This is a genomic window from Niveispirillum lacus (assembly GCF_002251795.1).
GTDB lineage: Bacteria > Pseudomonadota > Alphaproteobacteria > Azospirillales > Azospirillaceae > Niveispirillum > Niveispirillum lacus.
In genome coordinates, this window is sequence record NZ_NOXU01000031.1 from 591029 (window position 1) to 612957 (window position 21929).

Annotated in this window: 23 protein-coding genes; 14 read left to right on the top strand and 9 right to left on the bottom strand. The window is 63.0% G+C overall.

Annotated elements, in window-relative coordinates; all coding sequences use genetic code 11:
• Positions 1 to 17 precede the first annotated feature (17 nt).
• The 3 genes from hpnE to CHU95_RS18590 all read right to left on the bottom strand — a co-directional run bounded on the left by hpnE (position 18) and on the right by CHU95_RS18590 (position 3866).
• Positions 18 to 1277: a hydroxysqualene dehydroxylase HpnE gene (gene hpnE / locus CHU95_RS18580; protein WP_165772257.1), complete on the bottom strand. Its 1260-nt coding sequence runs from the start codon at positions 1275 to 1277 to the stop codon at positions 18 to 20.
• Positions 1274 to 3028 (bottom strand): squalene/phytoene synthase family protein, encoded by a 1755-nt coding sequence (locus CHU95_RS18585; protein ID WP_094457798.1) that lies wholly within the window; start codon positions 3026 to 3028, stop codon positions 1274 to 1276. The genes hpnE and CHU95_RS18585 overlap by 4 nt, the downstream gene beginning before the upstream one ends.
• Positions 3029 to 3239: 211 nt before the next feature.
• On the bottom strand, positions 3240 to 3866 hold the full coding sequence (locus CHU95_RS18590) for a superoxide dismutase (protein WP_094457799.1): 627 nt from the start codon (positions 3864 to 3866) through the stop codon (positions 3240 to 3242).
• A 299-nt stretch (positions 3867 to 4165) separates the two neighbouring features.
• Between CHU95_RS18590 and CHU95_RS18595 the strand changes: the two genes are divergently transcribed.
• On the top strand, positions 4166 to 5023 hold the full coding sequence (locus CHU95_RS18595) for a phytoene/squalene synthase family protein (RefSeq protein WP_245838391.1): 858 nt from the start codon (positions 4166 to 4168) through the stop codon (positions 5021 to 5023).
• A 69-nt stretch (positions 5024 to 5092) separates the two neighbouring features.
• On the opposite strand, the gene recA is transcribed toward CHU95_RS18595, so the two are convergent.
• Positions 5093 to 6169 (bottom strand): recombinase RecA, encoded by a 1077-nt coding sequence (gene recA, locus CHU95_RS18600; RefSeq protein ID WP_094457800.1) that lies wholly within the window; start codon positions 6167 to 6169, stop codon positions 5093 to 5095.
• 31 nt (positions 6170 to 6200) lie between these two features.
• Here recA and CHU95_RS22190 point away from each other — a divergent pair, with 31 nt between their 5' ends.
• The 11 genes from CHU95_RS22190 to CHU95_RS18655 all read left to right on the top strand — a co-directional run bounded on the left by CHU95_RS22190 (position 6201) and on the right by CHU95_RS18655 (position 18240).
• Complete coding sequence (locus tag CHU95_RS22190; protein WP_133065575.1) at positions 6201 to 6746, top strand: hypothetical protein; 546 nt, start codon at positions 6201 to 6203, stop codon at positions 6744 to 6746.
• A complete protein-coding gene (locus CHU95_RS18610; protein WP_094457802.1) occupies positions 6740 to 8080 on the top strand; it encodes a tetratricopeptide repeat protein in 1341 nt (446 codons plus the stop codon). The genes CHU95_RS22190 and CHU95_RS18610 overlap by 7 nt, the downstream gene beginning before the upstream one ends.
• 58 nt (positions 8081 to 8138) lie before the next feature.
• Positions 8139 to 10796, top strand: coding sequence for a PAS-domain containing protein (locus tag CHU95_RS18615; protein WP_094457803.1), 2658 nt, complete (start codon positions 8139 to 8141; stop codon positions 10794 to 10796).
• 82 nt (positions 10797 to 10878) lie between these two features.
• Positions 10879 to 11634 carry a 5'-methylthioadenosine/adenosylhomocysteine nucleosidase gene (locus tag CHU95_RS18620; RefSeq protein WP_094457804.1) on the top strand — a complete coding sequence of 252 codons (756 nt, stop codon included), beginning with the start codon at positions 10879 to 10881 and terminating at the stop codon, positions 11632 to 11634.
• A 92-nt stretch (positions 11635 to 11726) separates the two neighbouring features.
• Positions 11727 to 12293 carry an EF-hand domain-containing protein gene (locus CHU95_RS18625; RefSeq protein WP_165772259.1) on the top strand — a complete coding sequence of 189 codons (567 nt, stop codon included), beginning with the start codon at positions 11727 to 11729 and terminating at the stop codon, positions 12291 to 12293.
• Between the two features lie 234 nt (positions 12294 to 12527).
• Positions 12528 to 13007: a Dps family protein gene (locus CHU95_RS18630; RefSeq protein ID WP_094457806.1), complete on the top strand. Its 480-nt coding sequence runs from the start codon at positions 12528 to 12530 to the stop codon at positions 13005 to 13007.
• 18 nt (positions 13008 to 13025) lie between these two features.
• A complete protein-coding gene (locus CHU95_RS18635) occupies positions 13026 to 13958 on the top strand; it encodes a DUF481 domain-containing protein (protein ID WP_094457807.1) in 933 nt (310 codons plus the stop codon).
• 33 nt (positions 13959 to 13991) lie between these two features.
• A complete protein-coding gene (locus CHU95_RS18640; RefSeq protein WP_094457808.1) occupies positions 13992 to 14858 on the top strand; it encodes an alpha/beta hydrolase in 867 nt (288 codons plus the stop codon).
• Between the two features lie 118 nt (positions 14859 to 14976).
• Complete coding sequence (gene alaS / locus CHU95_RS18645) at positions 14977 to 17652, top strand: alanine--tRNA ligase (protein WP_094457809.1); 2676 nt, start codon at positions 14977 to 14979, stop codon at positions 17650 to 17652.
• A 118-nt stretch (positions 17653 to 17770) separates the two neighbouring features.
• Positions 17771 to 17959, top strand: a complete 189-nt coding sequence (locus tag CHU95_RS18650) for a DUF5397 family protein (RefSeq protein WP_207762541.1) — start codon at positions 17771 to 17773, stop codon at positions 17957 to 17959.
• Positions 17959 to 18240 carry a virulence factor gene (locus CHU95_RS18655; RefSeq protein WP_094457811.1) on the top strand — a complete coding sequence of 94 codons (282 nt, stop codon included), beginning with the start codon at positions 17959 to 17961 and terminating at the stop codon, positions 18238 to 18240. The genes CHU95_RS18650 and CHU95_RS18655 overlap by 1 nt, the downstream gene beginning before the upstream one ends.
• Before the next feature lie 2 nt (positions 18241 to 18242).
• Here CHU95_RS18655 and CHU95_RS18660 read toward each other — a convergent pair whose 3' ends face one another.
• Positions 18243 to 18431, bottom strand: coding sequence for a hypothetical protein (locus tag CHU95_RS18660; RefSeq protein WP_094457812.1), 189 nt, complete (start codon positions 18429 to 18431; stop codon positions 18243 to 18245).
• 100 nt (positions 18432 to 18531) lie between these two features.
• On the opposite strand from CHU95_RS18660, the gene CHU95_RS18665 reads away from it, so the two are divergent.
• Entirely contained in the window at positions 18532 to 19380 is an 849-nt protein-coding gene (locus tag CHU95_RS18665) for an AAA family ATPase (RefSeq protein ID WP_094457813.1), read from the top strand.
• A gap of 16 nt (positions 19381 to 19396) precedes the next feature.
• Here CHU95_RS18665 and fliP read toward each other — a convergent pair whose 3' ends face one another.
• The 4 genes from fliP to CHU95_RS18685 are packed head-to-tail and all read right to left on the bottom strand — an operon-like array spanning position 19397 to position 21203.
• Positions 19397 to 20152, bottom strand: coding sequence for a flagellar type III secretion system pore protein FliP (fliP, locus tag CHU95_RS18670; RefSeq protein WP_094457814.1), 756 nt, complete (start codon positions 20150 to 20152; stop codon positions 19397 to 19399).
• Positions 20149 to 20469: a flagellar biosynthetic protein FliO gene (locus tag CHU95_RS18675; protein ID WP_094457815.1), complete on the bottom strand. Its 321-nt coding sequence runs from the start codon at positions 20467 to 20469 to the stop codon at positions 20149 to 20151. Before CHU95_RS18675 ends, fliP begins: the two co-directional genes overlap by 4 nt.
• Positions 20470 to 20817: a hypothetical protein gene (locus CHU95_RS18680; protein ID WP_094457816.1), complete on the bottom strand. Its 348-nt coding sequence runs from the start codon at positions 20815 to 20817 to the stop codon at positions 20470 to 20472.
• Positions 20814 to 21203, bottom strand: a complete 390-nt coding sequence (locus CHU95_RS18685) for an EscU/YscU/HrcU family type III secretion system export apparatus switch protein (protein ID WP_094457817.1) — start codon at positions 21201 to 21203, stop codon at positions 20814 to 20816. Before CHU95_RS18685 ends, CHU95_RS18680 begins: the two co-directional genes overlap by 4 nt.
• Before the next feature lie 305 nt (positions 21204 to 21508).
• Here CHU95_RS18685 and flgB point away from each other — a divergent pair, with 305 nt between their 5' ends.
• On the top strand, positions 21509 to 21913 hold the full coding sequence (gene flgB / locus CHU95_RS18690; protein WP_094457997.1) for a flagellar basal body rod protein FlgB: 405 nt from the start codon (positions 21509 to 21511) through the stop codon (positions 21911 to 21913).
• Positions 21914 to 21929 lie beyond the last annotated feature (16 nt).

Genomic DNA, 21929 nt, shown 5'->3' on the forward strand with positions numbered 1-21929 from the left:
GGATTGTGGTCCGGATTTCACGCTGCTGTGACCAGGGCGGCGGCGCGGTGCCCGGACTGCACTGCCCCTTCAATGGTGGCGGGCAGGCCGGTATCGGTCCAATCACCGACCAGAAACAGGTTGGGGCCATGGCGGATGCCGGGCCGCCGTCGATTCTGATCTGGAGTGGCGGCAAAACCCGCCCGCCTTTCCTTGATGAGGCGTCCCATGGCGGGGCGGTCAGGGTCCCGCCCCAGCGCCGCCGCCACATCCCGCCAGAGCAGCGCCAGCAGGTCATCGACAGGCCGGTTGATCAGGGTGTCGGCGGCGCTGACCGTCACCGACACCACATCCTCGCGCACGAACAGCCACTCCGCAATGCCACCCGTCAGCCCCAACAGGGGCAATCCGCCGGGCAGTTGCGCGGACTGATCCAGGCGATAATGGGCGTTGAGGATGCCATGGGAACGATCGGGTATGGATAATGTGGGCAGAAGGGCGCCCACCGTTTCGGCGGGAAGGGCGATCACGACGCGGTCGTCCGGGGTGAGCCGGATCATTTCTGTCCCGAAATCAAGCAGGTCGACGGCGCCGTTCGCCGACCGGTAAAGCGCCTTTAGCCGCTTGCCGAAACGAACATCCCCCCCCGCCTTGGCCAGAAAGTTCAGTGCTGGATCGACCAGGGCTGCGGACAGCCCGCCGGGACCAGCAATGTACGGCCGGCAGGCTTCGGCGCCGCGCAGCAGGGTCTGCCGGAACACGGCCCAGAGCAGCCGGGCTGAACCCTCCTCATAAGGGGTGTTCAGGATCGACACGGCCAACGGCTTCCACAATCTTGCCGTCAGCGGATGGGACTCCGGCAGCAGATCGATCACCCGCCGGTCGGGACCGGCAAAGGCCAAGGTCAGGACCCGCAGATAATCGACCAACCGGCTATCGGGCACGCGGCGGTGCGGATCGGCCAGCCACAGTGGCAGGGGGCCGAGGCCCGGCCGCAGCGCCCAGTTCTCTCCGGTTTGCAGATCCCTGAAGGGCAGACATACCGGATCAACGGTCTGTAAGCCATCCCTGCCACCGACGCGGTCCAGATAGGTCAGACATTCCCGGTTGGCACCCAGGATCAGATGGTTACCATTGTCGATGGTCCGGTCCAGCTTTGCGTCGTACCAGGACCGGCAGCGACCGCCCGCATGGTCCGTCGCCTCATACAGGGTCACCTGCTGGCCGGCCGCGACCAGGGCAGTGGCGCAGGCCAGACCCGCCAGACCGGCACCGACGACATGGGTAGTGCCCGTCACAGCCGGGGCGAACGGCCCAGGGCGCAGGACAGCGCAACGCTGATCTTTTCCCACTTGCCCAGGCGGGGGCGACGGGTCAGCGCATCGGGCGACCAACCGCGCTGGCGCAGCCGCACCAGGATACGATGATACAGCACCATCATTGCAGCAGCAGGCCACAGCTTGCGGTGCGGCTGTTTCAGCAGGTTGTTGGCCTGATGGTAAGCAGCCTCTGCACGGTCCGCCAGCGCTTCACAGACCTGGGGCAGGGCCGGGTCGGTCAATAAGGCGACGGGGTCAGATTGAACTGCGTAAATGTCGATCCCGGCTTCTTCTAGCATCTCCTCCGGCAGGTAGCAGCGGCCATCCCGCGCATCTTCCTCCACATCCCGTAGAATGTTGGTCAGCTGCAGTGCCTCACCCAAGGCCAGGGCAAAGGCGTCGGCGCTTGCATCGCCCTTGCCGAAAATCCGGACGGACAAAAGCCCGACGGCCCCGGCGACCCGCCGGCAATATTGCGCCAGCATGCCCAGCGACGGGGCGCGGATCGGGCCATCAACATCCATCATCATGCCATCAATGACGGCCTGGAACTCTGCCTGGGGCAGATTGTAGCGGCGGACGGCAGCAGCCAGATCGCGCAGGCGCCCATGATGGCGCCCGGGACTGGGCATGCCATACATGGCATCAATTCGCCGCTGCCAATCGGTCAGGGCGCCCCGCTTGACCTCATTATTCTCGGTCCCATCAGCGATATCATCCACCGCCCGACAGAAGCCATAGATGGCGAACATGGCGCGACGCTTACGCTGACCCAGCAGGCGCAGCGGCCAGTAAAAGGTGGAGGTGCCGCAGCTTCCGGCCTTGGCCAGCCCGCTTTCCGGGGACAGGCGCGGCGGCCGGCGTGACATGCCACGCAGCACACCCAGCAGCACGGCACCCACGCGGCTGAAGGCGGACAATTGGACCTTCCCGGCCAGCGGGTCGCGCCGACGCAACTGTTTTGACAAGGCAACCGCCATTTCGATGATGACCGCCGATTCCAAGCGCAGGCCGGGGTTGGCGATCAGGCGGGGCAGGGCGCTGGCCCGGCGCAGCAGCGAATCGACATTGTCCAGGGTCCGGTCGATCACAGTCCGGACAGGCGGTGTTGCCTCCGTTTCCACCAGATGTTCGACCGAACCGCCGGCTTCCTTGAACCAGGCGGTGGGTAGGTAACAACGACCGAGTTCCACCCAGTCATGCCGGCAATCCTGAATATGATTGAGAATCTGCAAGGCCGTACACAGGGCATCGGAGGCCGGCGCCGCGTTTATCCCTTCCCCATGCAGTTCCAGCAGGAAGCGGCCCACGGGATTGGCGGAATAACGACAATAAAGGACCAGATCCTGCCAGGTTTTGCAGTGGCTTCCCATGGCATCCCGGCGGAACGCCTGAAGTAACTGGCGCGCATGGATGCCCGACACGCCGGTCGCGGTCTGGGTGGCCTTCAAAGTCAGGGCGGGGGCCAGCCAGGGCTGGTTACCGATGCCACTGACCAGGGCCCGCTCCAGCGCATCCAACTGGGCAATTTTCATGTCAGGTTCGACATGGGGATCATCGGCAATATCATCCGCAAGCCGCGCAAAGGCATAAAAGGCCAGGACATGCGGCCGGTAGGGCGCCGGGATCAGCCGTGACGCGACCGGAAAATTCTCCGCCGCCGCACCCTTGCGGGCCGCGGGATCGCCCGGTTGGGCGGGGTTCTGTGTGGACAGGCGGAATTCAGCCATGGGTCGGGCGGGGGCTCTGTCGTCGGTCGGAAGCGCAGTTTGCCACGACCGCCTGTCTTGTTGAAGGGGCGATAATGCGGCAGTGACACCCGTGGCGAACAAACCCCGCCGGCGGGACCGGCGGGGTTTGGACAATATCAGGGCAGGAAGGCCGATCTTCCCGGATAAGAGTGGTCAGACCACCCCGCCTCCGGGACCGGGCTGCCGGCGATCAGATCACCGCACCGGCTTTGATCTTGGCCAGGCGATCATTCACGGCATCCCAGCTCACGGTGTTCCACCAGGCGGCCAGATAATCGGCCCGGCGGTTCTGATACTTCAGGTAATAGGCGTGTTCCCACACGTCATTGCCGAACAGGACCGGCGTGCCGTTGAACAGCGGCGTATCCTGGTTCGGCTGGGCCACGATGGCCAGCTTGCCAGCCGTATCGGCGGTGACAAACACCCAACCGGAACCGAACTGCTTCGTGCCGGCTTCGTTGAACTTCTTCTTGAAGTCCTCAAAGCTGCCGAAATCACGGGTGATGGCTGCACCGACATCGCCGGTCGGATCGCCACCGCCATTCGGGCCCATGATGGACCAGAACATCGAATGGTTGGCGTGACCGCCACCATTGTTGCGCACAGCGGTGCGAATGCTTTCCGGCAGTTCGCCCAGGCGCTTCAGCAGATCTTCCAGCGACAGGTCATGCAACTGGCTGTGATCGGCCAGGGCATTGTTCAGATTGGTGATATAGGTCTGATGATGCTTGCCATGGTGAGTGGCCATGGTCAGCGCGTCGATATGCGGTTCCAGGGCCGCGGTGTCATAGGTCAGTGCCGGCAGGGTGAAGGCCATGATGATGGCTCCTGTTCATTCGGGGGTGGGTGTCGTCCCTGACGCGGGGACGACCGGACACGGGGTTGAGAGATACGACCGCCGGGCAGGCTGGTCAACCCGACGGTCTGATTAAATGTTCCCTCACGGCCGGGCGCGCGCCATCCGGCCGCGCGCCTGCACGCGCCAGGCCGGGCAGGCGGCCGATCCGTGGCCTCACCGGCATGCTGCCTGCTATGAATAATCACCGTCTCAACCAACTGGATCGCTTGGGCTTTGCGTTGCGACACGGAACGCCTATAAGGCGGGATCAATCTGGAATGGATGATTTCATGGCGCCGCCCGCCCTGTCCGCCTGCGCCGAGGCGGTCCGCAAGCATGATAATGACCGGTTCCTGACCGCCCTGTTCGCCCCGTCATCGGTGCGGGAGGATCTGTTTGCGCTTTATGCTTTCAACCATGAAGTGGCCAAGACACGGGAAGTCGTTACCGAACCCACCCTGGGCCAGATTCGCCTGCAATGGTGGCGGGAGAGTATCGAAGGCGCCTTTGAAGGGCAGCCCCGTCGGCATGAAGTGGTGGAACCGCTGGCCAATGCCATTACCCGTCATGGGCTGGACCGGACACAGTTCGATCTTCTGATCGATGGGCGTGAAGCCGACCTGGATGATGAGGCGCCCGCCGATATGGAATGTCTGATCAATTACGCCCAGGTAACCGGCGCACCCCCGGTCCGGCTGGCCTGTCAGATATTGGGTGCGCGCGATCCGGCCAGTATGGAGGCGGCACGGCTGGTTGGTACGGCTTGGGCCCTGACAGGGATTCTGCGTGCGACCCCCTTCCTGGCGCGCGGCCACCGTTCCCGGTTGCCCCTGACCTTGATGACGGAACATCGGGTGACCGAGCCGGCCCTGTTTGACGGCAAGCCGGAGCCGGGTCTGGCCAGGGTGGCCGAGGCCGTCGCCGACATGGCCCGGTCGCTGCTGCAACAGGCTCGCACCCTGCGCGCACAGGTGCCCAAGCAGGCGCTGCCAGCGCTGCTGCCGGCCATTCTGGCCGACCATTATCTGAACCGCATGGAAAAGGCGGGGTATGATCTTCTGTCGCCGGTTCTGCTGCGCCCCACCGTTGGGCGGCCGCTGGCGGTGGGCTGGGCGGCCACCATCGGCCGCTGGTAACCCGACAGGATGATCATCCCCTGAACTGAATCCGCCCCGGAAAGTCACCTTCCGGGGCGGATGTCGGGGTTATTCCGGGCTGGACGCGTCGCCGTCGGTTTCTGGCGTGCCCATCATGGCACCGGCCACGATGCCGGCATTGGCCCGGATCTTCTGCTCGATACTGTCGGCCACGGCCGGGTTGTTGCGCAGGAAGGTCTTGGCATTTTCACGCCCCTGGCCGATGCGCTGCCCGTCATAGGAGAACCAGGAGCCGGACTTGTCCACCACGCCGGCCTGGATGCCAAGGTCAAGCAGTTCGCCCACCTTGGACACGCCTTCGCCATACATGATGTCGAATTCGACGACGCGGAACGGCGGCGCCATTTTGTTCTTCACCACCTTCACGCGGGTCTGGTTGCCCGTGACAGTCTCCCTGTCCTTGATGGCGCCGATACGGCGGATGTCCAGGCGGACGGACGCGTAGAATTTCAACGCATTGCCACCTGTCGTCGTCTCCGGGTTGCCGAACATCACCCCGATCTTCAAGCGGATCTGGTTGATGAAGATCACCAGACAGCGTGACTTGGAGATGGAACTGGTCAGCTTGCGCAGTGCCTGGCTCATCAACCTTGCATGCAGGCCGACATGGCTGTCGCCCATTTCGCCTTCCAGTTCGGCGCGTGGCACCAGGGCCGCCACCGAGTCCACCACCAGGACATCAATGGCACCGGAGCGCACCAGCGTATCAGCGATTTCAAGCGCCTGCTCGCCGGCATCGGGCTGTGAAATCAGCAATTCATCCACATCCACGCCCAGCTTGCGGGCATAGGATGGGTCCAGGGCATGTTCGGCATCGACGAAGGCGCAGACGCCGCCATTCTTCTGGGCCTGGGCGATGGCATGCAGGGCGAGTGTGGTCTTGCCCGAGCTTTCCGGCCCGTAGATTTCAATGATGCGGCCCCGTGGGAAACCGCCAATGCCCAGCGCGATATCGAGGCCGAGGGAGCCAGTGGAAACCACCTCCGTCTCCTGCGACGCCTCCTTGGCGCCCAGCTTCATGATCGAGCCCTTGCCGAACGCGCGTTCGATCTGGCCGAGGGCGGCATCCAGAGCTTTTTGTTTGTCCATGGGTGTTTCAACCAGACGGAGTGGAGCTGCCGACATTATTGTCCCCTTCCTTCTCGCACGGATGAGCATGCGCGTTCAACTGAACCTGTTGTACCTTTTTCGTTCTCATCCGCCAAGGGGAAATGTTCTTATTACGTTCACTTTTTTCAGTGCCGTTTCCAGGCGAATACGTCCCACCCTCGAAAAAATGAACAATGTTCAGATGCGATCCGGTGTAAAATCCTCTATCATGATGGCTCCACTCCGGCCGATAGGTCCGCCAATGCCAATTTCTGGTGGGAATCACCGTTCTGTGAGCGGCCGTCTGATGCTGATGGCGCTGGCCTTCATTGCTGCTCCCTCGATCTTGGCGCAGACAGTGCCCCCCGGCCAAAAGCCGGTCGCCCGGAACGGCCCCGCCATGGAACAAGAGGTCATCGTCACAGGCCGCCGCGACGGCGAGCCGGACTTTCAGGAGCAGCAGGAATATCATTTTCAGGAATACCGGCGTCTGAAACAGATTTATGATCCCGACCCGTTGCCGGTCATCCGCAGCGACCGACTGGTCCGGATGCCGGAGGCCATCAGCAGCACGGTTCAGGGCAAACCGACCTTAACGGAAAAACAATGGTGAACAGCGTCGGTGACATGGCCCGTGCCGCACAGGCGGCGATGCGGGGCGGGCAGGAGGGGACAGCCCTCCGCCTGTGGCAACAGATACTCTCGGTTGATCCCGACCATGCGGTGGCCTTGCTGGCCCTGGGGGACGCAGCGCGCCGAACCGGGCAGATCCAGGCCGCGCGGGACCTGCTGACCCGTGCGGTGGCATCGGCCCCCGACCTTGTGTCCGCCCGCTGCGCGTTGGCCAATCTGCTGCTGCATCAGGGGGAACTGGCGGCGGCATCGGCGCATCTGGCGGTGGCGGCAGAACGGGGACCAGCCATTGCCTATGTCTGGCGGGATATCGGGCTGCTGCGTCGGGTGGCCGGGGACCCGGCCGGGGCCCTGCTGGCTTTTGATCGTTGCCTGGAACTGGCGCCAGGGGACAGCGCCGCCTCCTTGGGCCGGTCACTGGCCCTGCTGCGTCTGGGCCGCTGGCGAGAGGGTTTTGAGCTTTATCACCATCGCTGGTCCGTTTCCGCCCGCCCGCCCCGCCACCAGATGATTGAGGCATGGCGGGGTCAGGCCCCCGCGGGCAAAACCATCCTGGTGTGGGATGAACAGGGCGCCGGTGACACTATCATGTGCGCGCGGCTGGTCCGGCCTCTTCTGGCCGCGGGCGCCCAGGTAATCCTCGAAGTGCCAGGCGCCCTGGTGCCGCTGTTCGCCGATGGGCGGCATGGGCAGGTGGTGGAACGGGGGGCTGCCCTACCGCCCGTTGACTATGCCGTGCCGCTGCTGGACCTGCCGGGCCTGCTGAAGGTGGATCCGGGCGCCATTCCCTGGTCCGGTCCCTATATCATCGCGGACCCTGGGCGCACCACGGACTGGGGACGCCGGCTGCCACGACGGGGCAACCGGCCACGCATCGGTTTCAGTTGGGCCGGCAATCCCGCCCATCCCGGTGATGCCTGGCGGACGCCCGGCCTGGTGGCGTTGCAGCCCCTGCTGACGCATATGGGGGCCGACTGGTACGCGATGCAGGTGGTCAGCGGTCGGGACGCGCTAGGCGACCACCCCCTGCCGGACACTGTCACCGATCTGGGGGCGGAGATCGGCGGTTGGGCTGACACAGCCGCGATCCTGCCGCATCTGGATCTGCTGATCACGCCGGACAGTGCTTTGGCCCATCTTGCCGGCGCCATGGGGCGGCCGGTCTGGACCCTGATCGCCACCGACACGGACTGGCGGTGGCTCGAAGGATCGGCAAAGACCGGCTGGTACCCCAGCATGCGTCTGTTCCGGCAGCGTAAATGTGGTGACTGGGCGGGCCTGGTGACCCGCGTCGCCGCGGCGCTGCCGGCTTGATCGGCGACCGGGGGCAGGGCACCATCGGGGCCGGCGCCGCCCGACCAAGGAGAGCATCGTGGACCTGGACAGCCTGACCACGGCCTTCGAGATGCTGACCGACGGCGTGGCCTTGTTTGACGGGCAGGAACGGCTGGTCCTGGCCAATCCCGCCTTCAAGGCGCTGTTTCCGGTCACGGCCGCCCAGATGCAGCCGGGCGTGACATTTGAGACGCTGCTGCGGTTTGGCATTGATGCGGGTGATAATCCGCATGTCCAGGGCCAAGATGTGGAGGGCTATGTCGCCGAGCGTCTGAACCGTTTTCGTCAACCGACCGACCAGCCGGGCGAATTTCTGTTATCGGACGGGCGTTGGATACGGGTGCATGACCGGGCCCTCCCCCAGGGTGGTACCCTTTGCTTGCGCACTGACATCACTGAACTGAAGCGCCGTCAGTCGGACCTGCGTGACAGCGAACAGCGTTACCGACAATTGGTGGATCTGTCGCCCGATGGCATTGCGGTCCATGATGCCCAGGGGCGCGGCCGGTTTGTGAACCGGTCGGGTCGTGCCATCCTGGGCATCGGGGCCGAGGAGCCGGCGGCACGGTTCAATTTTCTGGACGCCACGGATGAGGAAACGCGGCCGCTGGCTGATCTGCTGTTACGCCGGGTGGTGACCGGAGAGCCGTTGCGGCAGATGCGCATCAACCTGCGCCGTCTCGACGGGCGCGGCATTACCGCTGAACTGTCGGCCGTACCGTTCCAGAGCGGGGGCGAGCGGCTGGTCATGTGCCTGTTCCGTGATGTCACGCATGAGGCGGCATCCAGCTTGCGGTTGAGAGAGAGTGAAGCGCGTGCCCGCTCCATCCTGGATACTGCCCTCGACTGTATCATCTCCATTGATGAGGATGGGCATATCCTGGAATTCAACCCGGCAGCGGAACGCACCTTCGGCTGGTCGCGGGCCGAAGCTGTGGGCCAGCGGTTGAGCGACCTGATCGTGCCGGCCCATCACCGGCACCGCCATGACAGCGGCCTGACCCGCATGAAGTTAGGCGGCGCTGGCGCCATGTTGGGCCGCCGCGTCGAGATTGAGGCGCTGCGCCGTGATGGCAGCCTGTTCCCCGTTGAACTGGCGGTGACCACGGTGCCGCTTGGTCCAGGTCAACGTTACACGGCCTATCTGCGCGACATTACCGAACGGCACCTTGCCGAACATGAGATCTGGGAAAAGACACGCATCCTGGACAGCATGATGGACAATGTCGGTATCGGCATTGAGGTCTATGACGCCGACGGTCATCTACTGGTCGCCAACCGCAGGGTGTCGGAACTGCTGGATATTCCGCCCGGCTTCATGAAACCAGGGCTGAAGGACCGCGATCTGGTCCGCTTGTTGGCCCAACAGGGTGAATATCCAGGCGAAACGGTCGAGGAAAGCCTCGCCGATTATGACCGTATCCGCCATGACGGCATCTATTTCAACGAGCGTCAGCGACCCAATGGCACGTGGCTGCAGGTCCGCCATTTCCCCCTGCCGGGGGGCGGTTTTGTGGTCCTGTTCGCCGATGTGACGGAACAGAAGAAGCTGGAGAGCCAGCTTCTGCAAGCGCAGAAGATGGAGGCGCTAGGGCAGTTGGCTGGCGGAATCGCCCATGATTTCAACAATATCCTGTCGGTCATCGGCGGGTATGCCAGCATGGCACAACAGGGGGTGCCGCGGGATGCACCGCAGGCCGGCTATCTGGCCAAGATCAGGCAGGGGGTGGATCGGGCTGCCGCCCTCACCCGTGAATTGCTCACCTTCTCCCGTCAGAAGGTGGCGCGGACAGAGGTGATCGACCTGGGCGCGGTGCTGCGCGGGCAGGAATTCCTGCTGAAACCGCTGCTGGGCGCGACCATCGACCTGTCCCTGCGGGTGCCGAACCATGCGGTCTGGGTGGCCATCGATCCGGATATGATAGCCCAGGCGCTGCTGAACTTGGCCATCAATGCCCGCGATGCGATGCCGGGTGGCGGGCCGCTGACGGTGCGGCTGGGCGTCGCGCAGGGTGAGGTGCCGCCGCCGGGCCTGGAACCGGGGGATTACGCTCTCCTGTCGGTCACCGACCAGGGAACCGGCATGCCGGTGGACATGTTGGACCGCATCTTCGACCCTTTCTTCACCACCAAACCGCCGGGGCAGGGCACAGGGCTGGGGCTGGCCATGGTCTATGGGACGGTGAAACAGGCTGGTGGCATGATCCTGGTCAACAGCCAGCCGGGCCGGGGCACCTGCTTCACGATCTGGCTGCCCCTGTCCACCCCACCAACGGAACAACGGCGGACCGACTTGCCGTCCAACACCCAAACAGCCCCCTGTTCCGCCACCATCCTGGTTGCAGAGGATGAACCCGAACTGCTGACCTTGGTGACGGGCTTCCTGGAACGCGAAGGCCATATAGTACGCCAGGCGGCTGATGGGGTGGAGGCGCTGGCGCAGTTTGAACAGGGCGGCATCGATCTGCTGTTGACCGATCTGGTAATGCCGTCGCTGGGCGGTGTGCGGCTGGCCCATCTGGTGACGGCGCTGGACCCTTCGGTTGCAGTCCTGTTCATGACAGGCTATCCCGGACGCGAGCATGCAGAGGCTGAGGATTTGCCGCCCGATCTTCCTGTGCTTTACAAACCAGTGGAGCCAGAGACCCTGTGCCGCTCGGTGGCAGAGGCCCTGGCCAAGCGGAGAAACGCATGACCCGCCTGTCTATGCCCGAAGATACGATCAGGTCCCTGCACATCCTGGCTAGGAACAACCGATCGCGTATCGGGGGTGCCCCATGAACCACAGCCGCAAGCCCCTGGGGCTGATCTGTGCCATTCCAGAGGAAACCGCCGCCCTGGCGGGCCATTTCCGTCGGGAGACGCAGCGGGAAATTGCTGGTTTCGTGTTTACGACGGGCTGGTTGGACGGGCACCCGCTGGTGATGGTCGAAGCAGGGATCGGCAAGGTGAACGCGGCCCTGGTGGGCACGTTGCTGCTGCATGCGTTCGAAGTGCGGGGGCTGCTGTTCTCCGGTGTGGCGGGTGGGTTGGACCCGGCATTGGATGTTGGCGATGTCGTTATCGCTGACCGGCTGATTCAGCATGATTACGGCGCCCTTTCTGATGGCAGGCTGACGCCCTATCAGCCGGGTGTGCCGCCGCTGCCCGGATTTGACAATGGCCACGGTTATGGGCTGGCTGACGGCATGGCACCGCGCATTGCGGCCGCCCTGGAGGGTGTGACCCTGGCGGGTATGCCGGGCGGCACGCGGGTGCCGGTCTGGCGGTTCGGTACGGTGCTGACCGGGGATCATTTTTTGAACTGCGCTGAAACGCGCCATGCGTTGCATGTCCGGTTCAATGCCCAGGCGGTGGAGATGGAGGGGGCTGCCCTGGCGCAGGTGGCGGCGACATTCGGGGTGCCATTGGTCGTGGTGCGGGCGCTCTCCGACCTTGCGGGCAGCGACAGCCATCTGGATTTCCCCAGCTTTGCCCGCATTGCTGCTGCCAACGCGGCCGCCATTGTCCCGCGCATTGTCCCGCTGTTCTAACTGTTGGGAAAAAAGCGCGGGCGCTCCGACAGGCCATGCCACACCCACCCGTTGAAGGGATGGGTCCGGCAAAACCCTGCAAGGAGCACCCCATGAGTATCAGCAGCATCAGCGGCAGTATCTCTGCCTTAACCAGCATTGGCCGCCCGCCGCAGGCACAGGAACGGTTTGAAGCCGCAGACACCGACAAGTCGGGCGGCTTGTCGCTGGAGGAATTTCAGGCGGCCGGTCCGAAGGATGCGGACAAGACCGGTCGTACCGGCACCCGGCCCAGCGCCGAAGACATGTTCGCCAGGATGGACAGCGACGGCGACGGCGCCCTGACCCAAGGGGAGATGGAAACCGCGTTCCAGAGTATGCGCTCGGAGATGAAGGGCACCTTGCTGGCCGCCCAGGAAGCGGCATCGGGCACATCGCGCACTGGCAGTCGCCCGGCAGGCCCGCCGCCGGACGGCCCGCCGCCGGAGGGTGAGCAAACAAAAACCGCGTCTTCAGCCGCCAGTTCCAGCCCGGACATTGCCAGCCTGCTGTCGACAGGCAGCAGCACCGGCGACGATGACACGGTCAGCACCCTGATCAGCCAGTTGCAAAGCGCAATCGGCCTCTATTCTCAGAAAAACACCGGCAACAGATCGAACATCACCAGTCAGGCTGCCTGACCGGAGACTGACCGTATTGGTCCGGCTGGAACTTCGCATGCCTTCAGCCGTGCCAGTCGGGGGTGGCAACACCGCCGCTACTTTGGGGGATGGCCGTGGGCGCTGCACTGCGGCCTTTCGGCCTCCCCCATATTTTACAGAGGGTTATAGATCGATCCTCGCCTTGCTTCCCCTTGCCTTTGCCGTCAGACTGACCACCTGTTCTCAGTAAACGGTGACCAAAGAGGTGAGGATATGGCCAGCGCCCCCGCTATCAACATCGGCATTTCCGATGATAACCGTGCCCGGATCGCGGAAGGTCTGTCCCGGCTTCTGGCCGACAGTTATACCCTGTATCTGAAGACCCATAATTTCCATTGGAACGTCACCGGTCCGATGTTCAATACGCTGCACACCATGTTCATGGCGCAGTATACAGAACTGCACACTGCGGTTGATGACATTGCCGAACGAATCCGCGCTCTGGGTTTTCATGCCCCCGGCAGCTACAGCCAGTTCGCCGCGTTGACCAGCGTGGCGGAAGAAACCGGTGTGCCCAAGGCGCAGGACATGATCCGCCAGTTGGTTGAGGGGCACGAGACGGTGGCCCGCACGGCGCGGTCGCTGTTCCCCATCGTGGATGAGGCTGCGGACGAACCCTCGGCCGACCTTCTGACGCAACGCATGCAAGTCCATGAGAAGACCGCGTGGATGCTGCGTTCCCTGCTGGAATAGTCGGAGACCGACGTACCCATGGCGATTTTCAAGACAGCGCCGCTCACTGCGGCACTGATGTCATGCTGTTGTGCCGCCGTCCCCGCCTTTGCACAGGAAACCGGTCTTCCTGCCGGTGTCGCGGCCATGTTGCGCGAGGCGGCGGGCCGGGACGATTCCGCACTGGACCTGGCCGAATCCCTGGCACTTGCGGCTTTTCCTGACCAAGGCCAGGCCATCGCAGCCTTGGCGGTTCGTCTGCGTAAAGACCGCAAGGACGCAGAGCACGCGGTGAAGCGTGCTGCCGCTGCCCATCTGTTTGCCGGCTGGTCCGGCGATGCAGAATTAGGGGCAGCCCTGTCTACCGGCAACAGCGATGACAAGACATTGTCAGTGCGTGTTGATCTGGTGAAAGAGACCGTCAGATGGCGGCATCAGGTCACGGCTGGCGCCGATGTCCAACGCGCCGACGGCGAAAACTCCAAAGAACGGTTCGAGGCTGGTTATGAAGTGAATTTCTTCATAAACCCTCGTGTTTACACCGCCGCTGAACTGGCATGGGAGCGGGATATCTTCGCGGGATATCGCCATCGTCTGACGGAAACCGTCGGCGCGGGATATGTCATCCTGGATGCTGATGGACGGCGCCTGTCGGTGGAAGGCGGGCCGGGTGCCCGGCATGTGTTCCTCTATGACATTCCAGGTGAGCCGGCCACCGAGAATGAAGTCGTTCTCCGCGCTGCGGCCGACTTCACCCAGGACCTGTCCAACAGCGCCAAATTTGCCCAGACAGTGAAAAGCCTTGTGGGTGCAAAAAATACGACTCTGGAGGCCACAAGTACCCTGACGGCCCGGATCAATGCCTTGTTTTCCGCCCGCGTTGCGGTGACCATCCGGCATGAAACGGCACCGCCCGATGACCGCAAATCCACCGACACCTTGAGCAGGGCCACGCTGGTCTATACGTTCTAAAGACTGTGTGATCACGGCCGGAGCGGGGGGATAATGTTGAAGCTGATCCTGATCCCACTGTTGCTTTGGTTGGTGTATGCAATCTGGTTCCGGCGGGCGCAGGAACGTATCTTGTTCCCGCCCGACCGCCGACCCCTGGTTCTAGCCGATGCCGGACTTGGCGATTTCCAGACTGTCTGGGTATCAAGCCGCGATGGTCTGTCCCTGGAAGGATGGTATCGGCCTGCCCAGGGATTTACCAAACCAACCTTACTGATCTTGAACGGCCGTGACCGGCATCCTGGCGCATGTGGTCCGCTGGCGCGGCGGCTGGCTGATGCCGGGTTCGGGGTGCTGCTGGCGGGTTTGCGGGGGCAGGCGGGCAATCCTGGGGCTGGCGGGCAGGCGGGCTGGATTGATGATAGCCGTGCCTGGGCCGATTATCTGGTTCAGCATGGCATCTCCGGCGGTCGATTGATCCTTTATGGTCGGGGCTGCGGCGCTTTCCTGGCGGCGGGGCTGGCGGCGGAAAGATCGGTTGCGCGCTTGGTGCTGGAAGCCCCATTCACCAGCATGACCGATCTGTTGAGACCGCGCCTGCCATTTCTGCCCCTGCGGTCGCTGCTGCGCCACCGGTTTGAGATCATACCCACCCTGGCGCATATCCAGGCCCCGGTGCTGATCCTTCATGCCGGTTCTGATCGGGAGGTGCCTGTGGCGTTGGGGCTGCCGTTGGATCGGCACTTTGTCAGCCCGCCACAGCACTACCGACCGGCCGGCGTGGCGGCGGCGGACCTGCTGTCCAATGGCGGTGACGCAGCGCTGATGGCCTTTTTGGAAGCGGTGCCGTCGGGACCCCGCGGCCCGACTCTGGACCAGGAAAAACCCGGTGGCGGCCGTGCTTTGGTGGTGCGTGAGTAAAGAAATCACCGGGTTCATGGCCGTATCCCTGTACCGGGCATGGACAGGGCGGCACTGGCCACGGTAAAACCCACACCCCATATTGTCGCGACCCACCCCGCTGTCAGGCCGTCATCCCATGTCCAAGAAGACCGTCAACGAAATCCGTTCCACCTTCCTCGACTATTTCGGCAAGAACGGCCACGCCATTGTCGACAGTTCGCCGCTGGTCCCGCGTAACGATCCAACGCTGATGTTCACGAACGCCGGCATGGTGCAGTTCAAGAACGTCTTCACGGGCCAGGAACTGCGCCCCTATAACCGCGCCACCACCTCGCAGAAATGCGTGCGCGCGGGCGGCAAGCATAATGACCTGGACAATGTCGGCTTCACGGCGCGTCACCACACGTTTTTTGAGATGCTTGGGAACTTCTCCTTCGGTGATTATTTCAAGGCCGACGCGATTGAGCTGGCCTGGAACCTGATCACCAAGGAATACGGCATCTCCCCGCACAAGCTGACCACCACCGTCTTCCATAATGATGACGAGGCGTTTGACCTGTGGAAGAAAATCGCCGGCCTGCCCGACGATCGCATCATCCGCATCCCGACATCGGACAATTTCTGGATGATGGGTGATACGGGCCCCTGTGGTCCCTGCTCGGAAATCTTCTACGATCACGGCGACCATATCGCCGGCGGCCCGCCGGGCAGCCCGGATCAGGATGGTGACCGCTTCATCGAGATCTGGAATCTCGTGTTCATGCAGTATGAACAACTGCCGTCGAAGGATGGCGGGTTCGAGCGTGTGCCGCTGCCCAAGCCGTCGATCGACACCGGCATGGGCATGGAACGCCTGGCCGCGGTCATGCAGGGCGTTCACGATAACTACGATATCGACCTGTTCCAGGGCTTGCTGGAGGCCTCGGCAGAGGCGACGGGCGCATCCCTGAAGGGGCCGCAAGCCACTTCACACCGTGTCATTGCCGACCATCTGCGCTCCTGCTCCTTCCTGATCGCCGATGGCGTCATGCCCTCGAACGAGGGGCGCGGCTATGTTCTGCGTCGCATTATGCGTCGCGCGATGCGTCACGCGCACATGCTGGGTGCCAAGGACCCGGTGATGCACCGTCTGGTGCCGGCCCTGGTGCGCGAGATGGGCGGCCATTATGCCGAACTGGTCCGCGCCCAGGCCCTGATCACCGAAACGCTGCGCCTGGAGGAAACCCGGTTCAAGCAAACGCTGGACCGTGGTTTGAAGCTGCTGGACGAAGCGGAAGCCCCCCTGGCCGCAGGCCAGGCACTGCCGGGCAATGTCGCCTTCACGCTTTATGACACCTATGGCTTCCCGCTGGACCTGACCCAGGACGTGCTGCGTACCCGCAACCGTCCGGTCGATGTCGACGGCTTCAACGCCGCCATGGATGAACAGCGCAAGAAGGCGCGCGCCGCCTGGGCTGGCTCCGGTGAGGCCGCGACGGAACGTGTCTGGTTCGAACTCAAGGATGAGGTCGGGGCGACCGAGTTCCTGGGCTACGATACCGAAGCCGCCGAGGGTGCGGTGACCGCCATCCTGGACAAGGAAGGCAACCGCCTGACCAGTGCTGCTGAAGGGGCCGAGGTCCTGGTTGTCGTCAACCAGACCCCGTTCTATGGTGAAAGCGGCGGTCAGGTCGGCGACGCCGGCACCATGATTTCCGCCAAGGGGGCCGAAGTCACCGTCCGTGATGTGCAGAAGAAGCTGGGTGCGGTTTTCGCCCATGTCGGCACGGTTACCAAGGGCACGCTGGCTGTTGGCGATGCGGTCGAACTGAAGGTCGATGGCAGCCGCCGGGGGGCCATCCGCGCCAACCACAGCGCCACCCACCTGCTGCATGAGGCCCTGCGCCGCCGCCTGGGTGACCATGTCACGCAGAAGGGATCGCTGGTTTCCGCCGACCGTCTGCGTTTCGACATTTCCCAGCCCACCCCGCTGGCCGCCAATGATGTGGCCGATGTTGAGGCGGCGGTGAATGCCCGTATCCGCGGCAATAGCGAGGTCACCACCCGCCTGATGACACCCGATGCCGCCATCGCCGTCGGCGCCATGGCCCTGTTCGGGGAGAAGTATGGCGAGGAGGTGCGCGTCGTCTCCATGGGTGGTGTGGACGAGGCAGGGAATCAGGAATTCTCCGTCGAACTGTGCGGTGGCACCCATGTCCGCCGCACCGGCGATATCGGCCTGTTCAAGATCGTGTCCGAGGGCGCCGTCGCCGCCGGCATCCGCCGGATTGAGGCGCTGACCGGGGCCGGCGCGCTGGCCTATCTGGAACAACAGGAAGGCCGTCTGCTGGACGCCGCCCAGGCGCTGAAGGTGCCGGCGGGCGAGGTGGTGGCCAAGGTCACCAGCCTGCTGGATGAACGCCGCAAGATGGAAAAGGAACTGGCCGACCTGCGCCGTCAGGTGGCGCTGGGCGGCGGTGGTTCCGGCGGTGCCTCGGAAGTGAAGCAGATCAACGGTTTGGGTTTCATCGGTCGCGTCGTCGCCGATCTGCCCGCTAAGGACCTGAAGCCCTTTGCCGATGAACTGAAGAAGCAGGTGGGCACCGGCGTCGTCGTCGCCATTGCCGTAGCCGACGGCAAGGCCTCCGTGGTGGTTGGCGTGACTGAGGATGCCGTGTCCAAGGCCAGCGCCGTCGATCTGGTCCGCGTCGCGGCAGCGGCCCTGGGCGGCAAGGGCGGCGGTGGCCGTCCTGACATGGCCCAGGCCGGCGGCCCCGATGGGGACAAGGCGGCGGATGCCATCGCGGCGGTGGAAGCGGCGCTGGGGGCTTGATAGATAACAATGGGCCGGGCGACAAACCCGGCCCTTTCGCATCTATCTCCGTTGGATAGTTTGGCGTACAATTTGGCCCAATTGAGCACCGGTTTGAGAGGCGGCCATGGACAGTCAGATGCCTACGCCCCAGGCGCTTATCGGTACATGGCGTCGGTTCGGGCCACTTGGCCCTGTCTATGAAATCCTCTCGGCAGGTGGCAAGCTGACCGGTGGCGACCGCGCCATGCGTATTCGCGTCGTCGAAAGCGGCGAAGAGTTGGATTACCGCCTGTCTGAAATTCTGGAAGACCCGCGGGATCGTTGATGTTTGCGAATGCCTTTGATCTGGTGGTGGCAGAGACAGCGCAACGTCACCCGAAGGGCGTTTCCCAGGCTTATTCCGATATCGGTGCCTGTCTGGCGCGCTATGGTTTCGACCGAGTCCAAGGCAGCCTCTACATTACCTCGCGTGATGATCTCGCCAATCTCTTCGCCGCGATACAAGGGCTCAAGGCGCTGCCTTGGTTACCCACCTGCGTTCGCGATATCAGGGCGTTTAAAGTGGACCATTGGTCGGATTTCACGGGCATTGTGAAATCTCCCTGATCTCACGCCCGCTCCACCTCATCCAGCGCCCAGTCAAAGGCCGCTACCTCTTCTTCCTCGTCCCCCGGCAGCGTCACATCCTCGTCCAGCGTCTCCAGCGTAATGCGCAGGCGCTGGCCCGGCTGGATGCCAAGCCGCAGCAGAATCTCGGGCAATTGTTCGGTTGTGACGTCGTTCAGTACCTGCCGCATGTTCAGGACCTCCGCATGACGATGTTTTCAGGGTAGCCATTCCGGACCGATCCGGCAATGATGCTGCACGGAACCATTGCCACAGCCACCAGCAGAGACCATGACCCGTTTCCAAGGCACCCAGGATTACGTCGCCACCGATGACCTTCGCGTTGCCGTGAATGCGGCGATTACCCTGCAGCGGCCACTTTTGGTAAAGGGCGAGCCTGGCACCGGCAAGACGGTGCTGGCGCAGGAAGTGGCGAAGGCGCTGGACCGACCGCTTCTGTCCTGGCATGTCAAATCCACGACCAAGGCGCAGCAAGGGCTCTACGAATATGACGCCGTCTCGCGCCTGCGCGACAGCCAGTTGGGTGACCCGCGCGTCAAGGACATCAAGAATTATATCCGTAAAGGACCCCTCTGGAACGCGTTCGAGGCCGACGACCCGCCCGTCCTGCTGATTGATGAAATCGACAAGGCCGATATCGAGTTCCCCAACGACCTGTTGCAGGAGCTCGACCGGATGGAATTCTTCGTCTACGAGACGGGGGAGACCATCAAGGCGGCCAAGCGGCCCGTCGTGATCATCACGTCCAACAATGAGAAGGAACTGCCCGACGCCTTTCTGCGCCGCTGTTTCTTCCACTATATCCGCTTTCCCGATGCCGACACGATGGCCCGCATTGTCGAGGTGCATTTCCCCGACCTGAAGGCCGAGCTGCTGCGCGATGCGCTGACCCTGTTCTATGAGGTCCGCGACGTACCCGGCCTGAAAAAGAAGCCCAGCACGTCCGAATTGCTGGACTGGATCCGCCTGCTGCTGGTGGAGGATGTGTCGCCGGAAACGCTGCGCCAGCGCGACCCGAAGAAGCTGATCCCGCCCCTGCATGGCGCCTTGCTGAAGAACGAACAGGATGTCCATCTGTTCGAACGCCTGGCCTTCCTGGCGCGGCGGAACAACGGATAAGGGGGGGCGGGGAGCGCTATATCTCCCCGAAACTCTGAACCAGCGATCCGACGATCAGATACCAGCCATCAATCAGCACGAAGAAAATCAGTTTGAACGGCAGTGAGATCATCGCTGGTGGCAGCATCATCATGCCCATCGCCATCAGCACCGATGACACCACCATGTCGATCACCAGGAATGGCACAAAGACCAGGAACCCGATCTCGAATGACCGCTTGAGTTCCGACAGCATAAACGCCGGGATCAGGACATGGATGGGGATGTCTTTCGGTTCCGCAACCGGTGCTGTTTTCGACATGTCCATGAACAGTTGCAGGTCACGTTCCCGAACATGGCGCATCATAAAAGCATGAAACGGTTCCACCGCACGCTTGAAGGCGGTGATTTCGTCCACCTCCTCATTGATCAAGGGCCGGATGCCGCGTTCATAGGAGGCCTGCAGCGTCGGTGCCATGATGAAAAAGGTCAGGAACATGGCCAGGCTGACCAGCACCTGATTGGGGGGGACCTGCATGGTTCCCAGGGCAGACCGCAGGAAACTCAGCACGATGGTGATGCGGACAAAGCAGGTCATCATGATCAGAATGCTGGGCGCCAGTGACAGCACCGTCAGCAGCATCACAAACTGGATGATACGCCCGGTGCCGCTGGCCCCCTGATCGCCCAGATCCAGGGACAGGCTTTGCGCGACCGCCGGTTCGGCCAGCAGCAGACAGGTGAACAGAGCCGGGACAAGGCGGCCAACCCGGTTCATCAGATGTGCCCTCATGATGTGGTCCCGGCCTTTTCTTGGCGATCCAGCGCCATCTTGAAATCCCCTGGCGGGGTGATGCCCGTTTCGATCACCCGGTCCTCCCCGATCCCCAGCAGCAGCAGATGTTCCACGCCGTCGCGGCGCACAAGCACCAGCCGCCGCCGCGCATCCAGGGCCATCACCTCTACCACGCCCAGCCTCTTATCGCCTTTTCGGCGTACGGCCAGACCGGCAACCGGACCATAGCGGCGCAGCAGCAGGGCGAAAAGCCCGATCAGCGCCAGAACAAGTCCCAAGGCCAGGATCAGGCGCAGATAGTTGGCGGCATCCATTCACATATCCTTGCCAGATCGGTAAGCCTGCGCAGCACGGATACGCGTGGCATGGGTCTCCCGTCCGCCAAGTTTGTCGCCATGCACCCGTTCCAAGGTGCCCGCCACCTTGTCCAGCGCCGCAAGCACCCGTTCAAGTTTGGGCAGCAACGCGCGGGCCTGTGGCGCGGGCAGGGCCAGGATCGCATCCAGGATGGGTTTGATTTCCCGTTCCAGCCCATACAGGTCCACCATCTCCCCGGTGGCCAGCGTCTCCTCTCCACTGGTCAGGAGCGACAGCAGGCTTTCCAGCGTCTGGTCGATATCGGCCGGTGCAGCCAGTGTGGGGATGGTGCCGTGTTCGGTCATGGTGTCGTCGGTCGATCCACTGGTTTCAGATTAAGTGCGCCTGCAGGTTCCGTGCCGCTGGCAGAGGCGCGCTCGTTCCAGGTGCCGTTTGCACGGTAGACATGGGCAAGGATTTCCGCCACGGCGGCGATCGCTTCAATGGGAATTTCGCTTTCCACATCGACGGCGGCAAGAATTTCCGCCAGGTCGGCGTCAGTACGTACCTTCACCCCATGGGCAAAGGCCAACTCCAGGATCTGTTCGGCCACTGCACCATGTCCGCTGGCCACCACACGCGGCAGATTGGGGTCGCCGCGTTCATGCCGCAGGGCAACCGCCACCTGTCGGCGGGCGGGTGGGGGCGGAGGGCTGTCAGCGGGTGGTTGCAACGGCCTTTCCTCTGTCATGCGTGCCGTTACGGGCACGAAACCACCCTTGCGGCAAAAAGCATCCTAACAGATGCCTTGGCCGGGTGCGAGCCGACTTGCACGCTTGCGATTTCACGTTTCTTGGCGCCGGGTTTGCGCTATGTTGGGAATGAAAGCCGCTGGGTCGCCCCCGATCTCGGCGGCGCTGTCCTGCAAAAGGCAGGGCCGATGGATGGGTGTCCATCGGCAGTGATGGCCGAATGGCGCAGAAATTGCATTAATTTTGCTCTGAACGGCATGTCTTGCCGGGCATGCGGTTGGTCAAGGATGGAAGGGTTTTTGCCATGGATCTGAAGGATAGCGGCATATTCCGCCTGATGTCGGACAAGATGGCCTGGCACAATCAGCGCCAAGAGGTGCTGTCGAAGAACATCTCCAATGCCGATACACCCAATTTCCGTCCCAATGATCTGGTGGAATTCGACTTTAAGAAACAACTGCGTGAAACGGCCCGTATGCCGTTGGCCGCGTCGACGTCCGGCCACCTGCAGGGCACCATTGTGTCCAAGACCGGTTTCAAGGATGGGGAGGAACGCAGCCCCTATGAAACCGCCCCGGCGGGCAATGCGGTGGTGCTGGAAGAACAGATGTTGAAGGTCGGCCAGAATTCCATGGAGTACCAGACCGTTACCAACCTGTACCGCAAGCAGGTGAGTATGCTGAAAACCGCGATGACGCCGCCGCGCTGAGGTGGCCGCTAAGGTT

Bases quoted from the DNA above. Each gene is read 5' to 3' on its own strand.
- flgB (WP_094457997.1), top strand. From the start codon at position 21,509: ATGGATCTGAAGGATAGCGGCATATTCCGCCTGATGTCGGACAAGATG.
- CHU95_RS18650 (WP_207762541.1), top strand. From the start codon at position 17,771: ATGCCTACGCCCCAGGCGCTTATCGGTACATGGCGTCGGTTCGGGCCA.
- fliP (WP_094457814.1), bottom strand. From the start codon at position 20,152: ATGAGGGCACATCTGATGAACCGGGTTGGCCGCCTTGTCCCGGCTCTG.
- CHU95_RS18630 (WP_094457806.1), top strand. From the start codon at position 12,528: ATGGCCAGCGCCCCCGCTATCAACATCGGCATTTCCGATGATAACCGT.
- CHU95_RS18655 (WP_094457811.1), top strand. From the start codon at position 17,959: ATGTTTGCGAATGCCTTTGATCTGGTGGTGGCAGAGACAGCGCAACGT.
- CHU95_RS18675 (WP_094457815.1), bottom strand. From the start codon at position 20,469: ATGGATGCCGCCAACTATCTGCGCCTGATCCTGGCCTTGGGACTTGTT.
- CHU95_RS18680 (WP_094457816.1), bottom strand. From the start codon at position 20,817: ATGACCGAACACGGCACCATCCCCACACTGGCTGCACCGGCCGATATC.
- CHU95_RS18585 (WP_094457798.1), bottom strand. From the start codon at position 3,028: ATGGCTGAATTCCGCCTGTCCACACAGAACCCCGCCCAACCGGGCGAT.
- CHU95_RS18635 (WP_094457807.1), top strand. From the start codon at position 13,026: ATGGCGATTTTCAAGACAGCGCCGCTCACTGCGGCACTGATGTCATGC.
- CHU95_RS18590 (WP_094457799.1), bottom strand. From the start codon at position 3,866: ATGGCCTTCACCCTGCCGGCACTGACCTATGACACCGCGGCCCTGGAA.
- CHU95_RS18625 (WP_165772259.1), top strand. From the start codon at position 11,727: ATGAGTATCAGCAGCATCAGCGGCAGTATCTCTGCCTTAACCAGCATT.
- CHU95_RS18685 (WP_094457817.1), bottom strand. From the start codon at position 21,203: ATGACAGAGGAAAGGCCGTTGCAACCACCCGCTGACAGCCCTCCGCCC.
- CHU95_RS18595 (WP_245838391.1), top strand. From the start codon at position 4,166: ATGGATGATTTCATGGCGCCGCCCGCCCTGTCCGCCTGCGCCGAGGCG.
- CHU95_RS22190 (WP_133065575.1), top strand. From the start codon at position 6,201: ATGCGCGTTCAACTGAACCTGTTGTACCTTTTTCGTTCTCATCCGCCA.
- CHU95_RS18610 (WP_094457802.1), top strand. From the start codon at position 6,740: ATGGTGAACAGCGTCGGTGACATGGCCCGTGCCGCACAGGCGGCGATG.
- alaS (WP_094457809.1), top strand. From the start codon at position 14,977: ATGTCCAAGAAGACCGTCAACGAAATCCGTTCCACCTTCCTCGACTAT.
- CHU95_RS18660 (WP_094457812.1), bottom strand. From the start codon at position 18,431: ATGCGGCAGGTACTGAACGACGTCACAACCGAACAATTGCCCGAGATT.
- CHU95_RS18640 (WP_094457808.1), top strand. From the start codon at position 13,992: ATGTTGAAGCTGATCCTGATCCCACTGTTGCTTTGGTTGGTGTATGCA.
- CHU95_RS18620 (WP_094457804.1), top strand. From the start codon at position 10,879: ATGAACCACAGCCGCAAGCCCCTGGGGCTGATCTGTGCCATTCCAGAG.
- CHU95_RS18665 (WP_094457813.1), top strand. From the start codon at position 18,532: ATGACCCGTTTCCAAGGCACCCAGGATTACGTCGCCACCGATGACCTT.
- recA (WP_094457800.1), bottom strand. From the start codon at position 6,169: ATGTCGGCAGCTCCACTCCGTCTGGTTGAAACACCCATGGACAAACAA.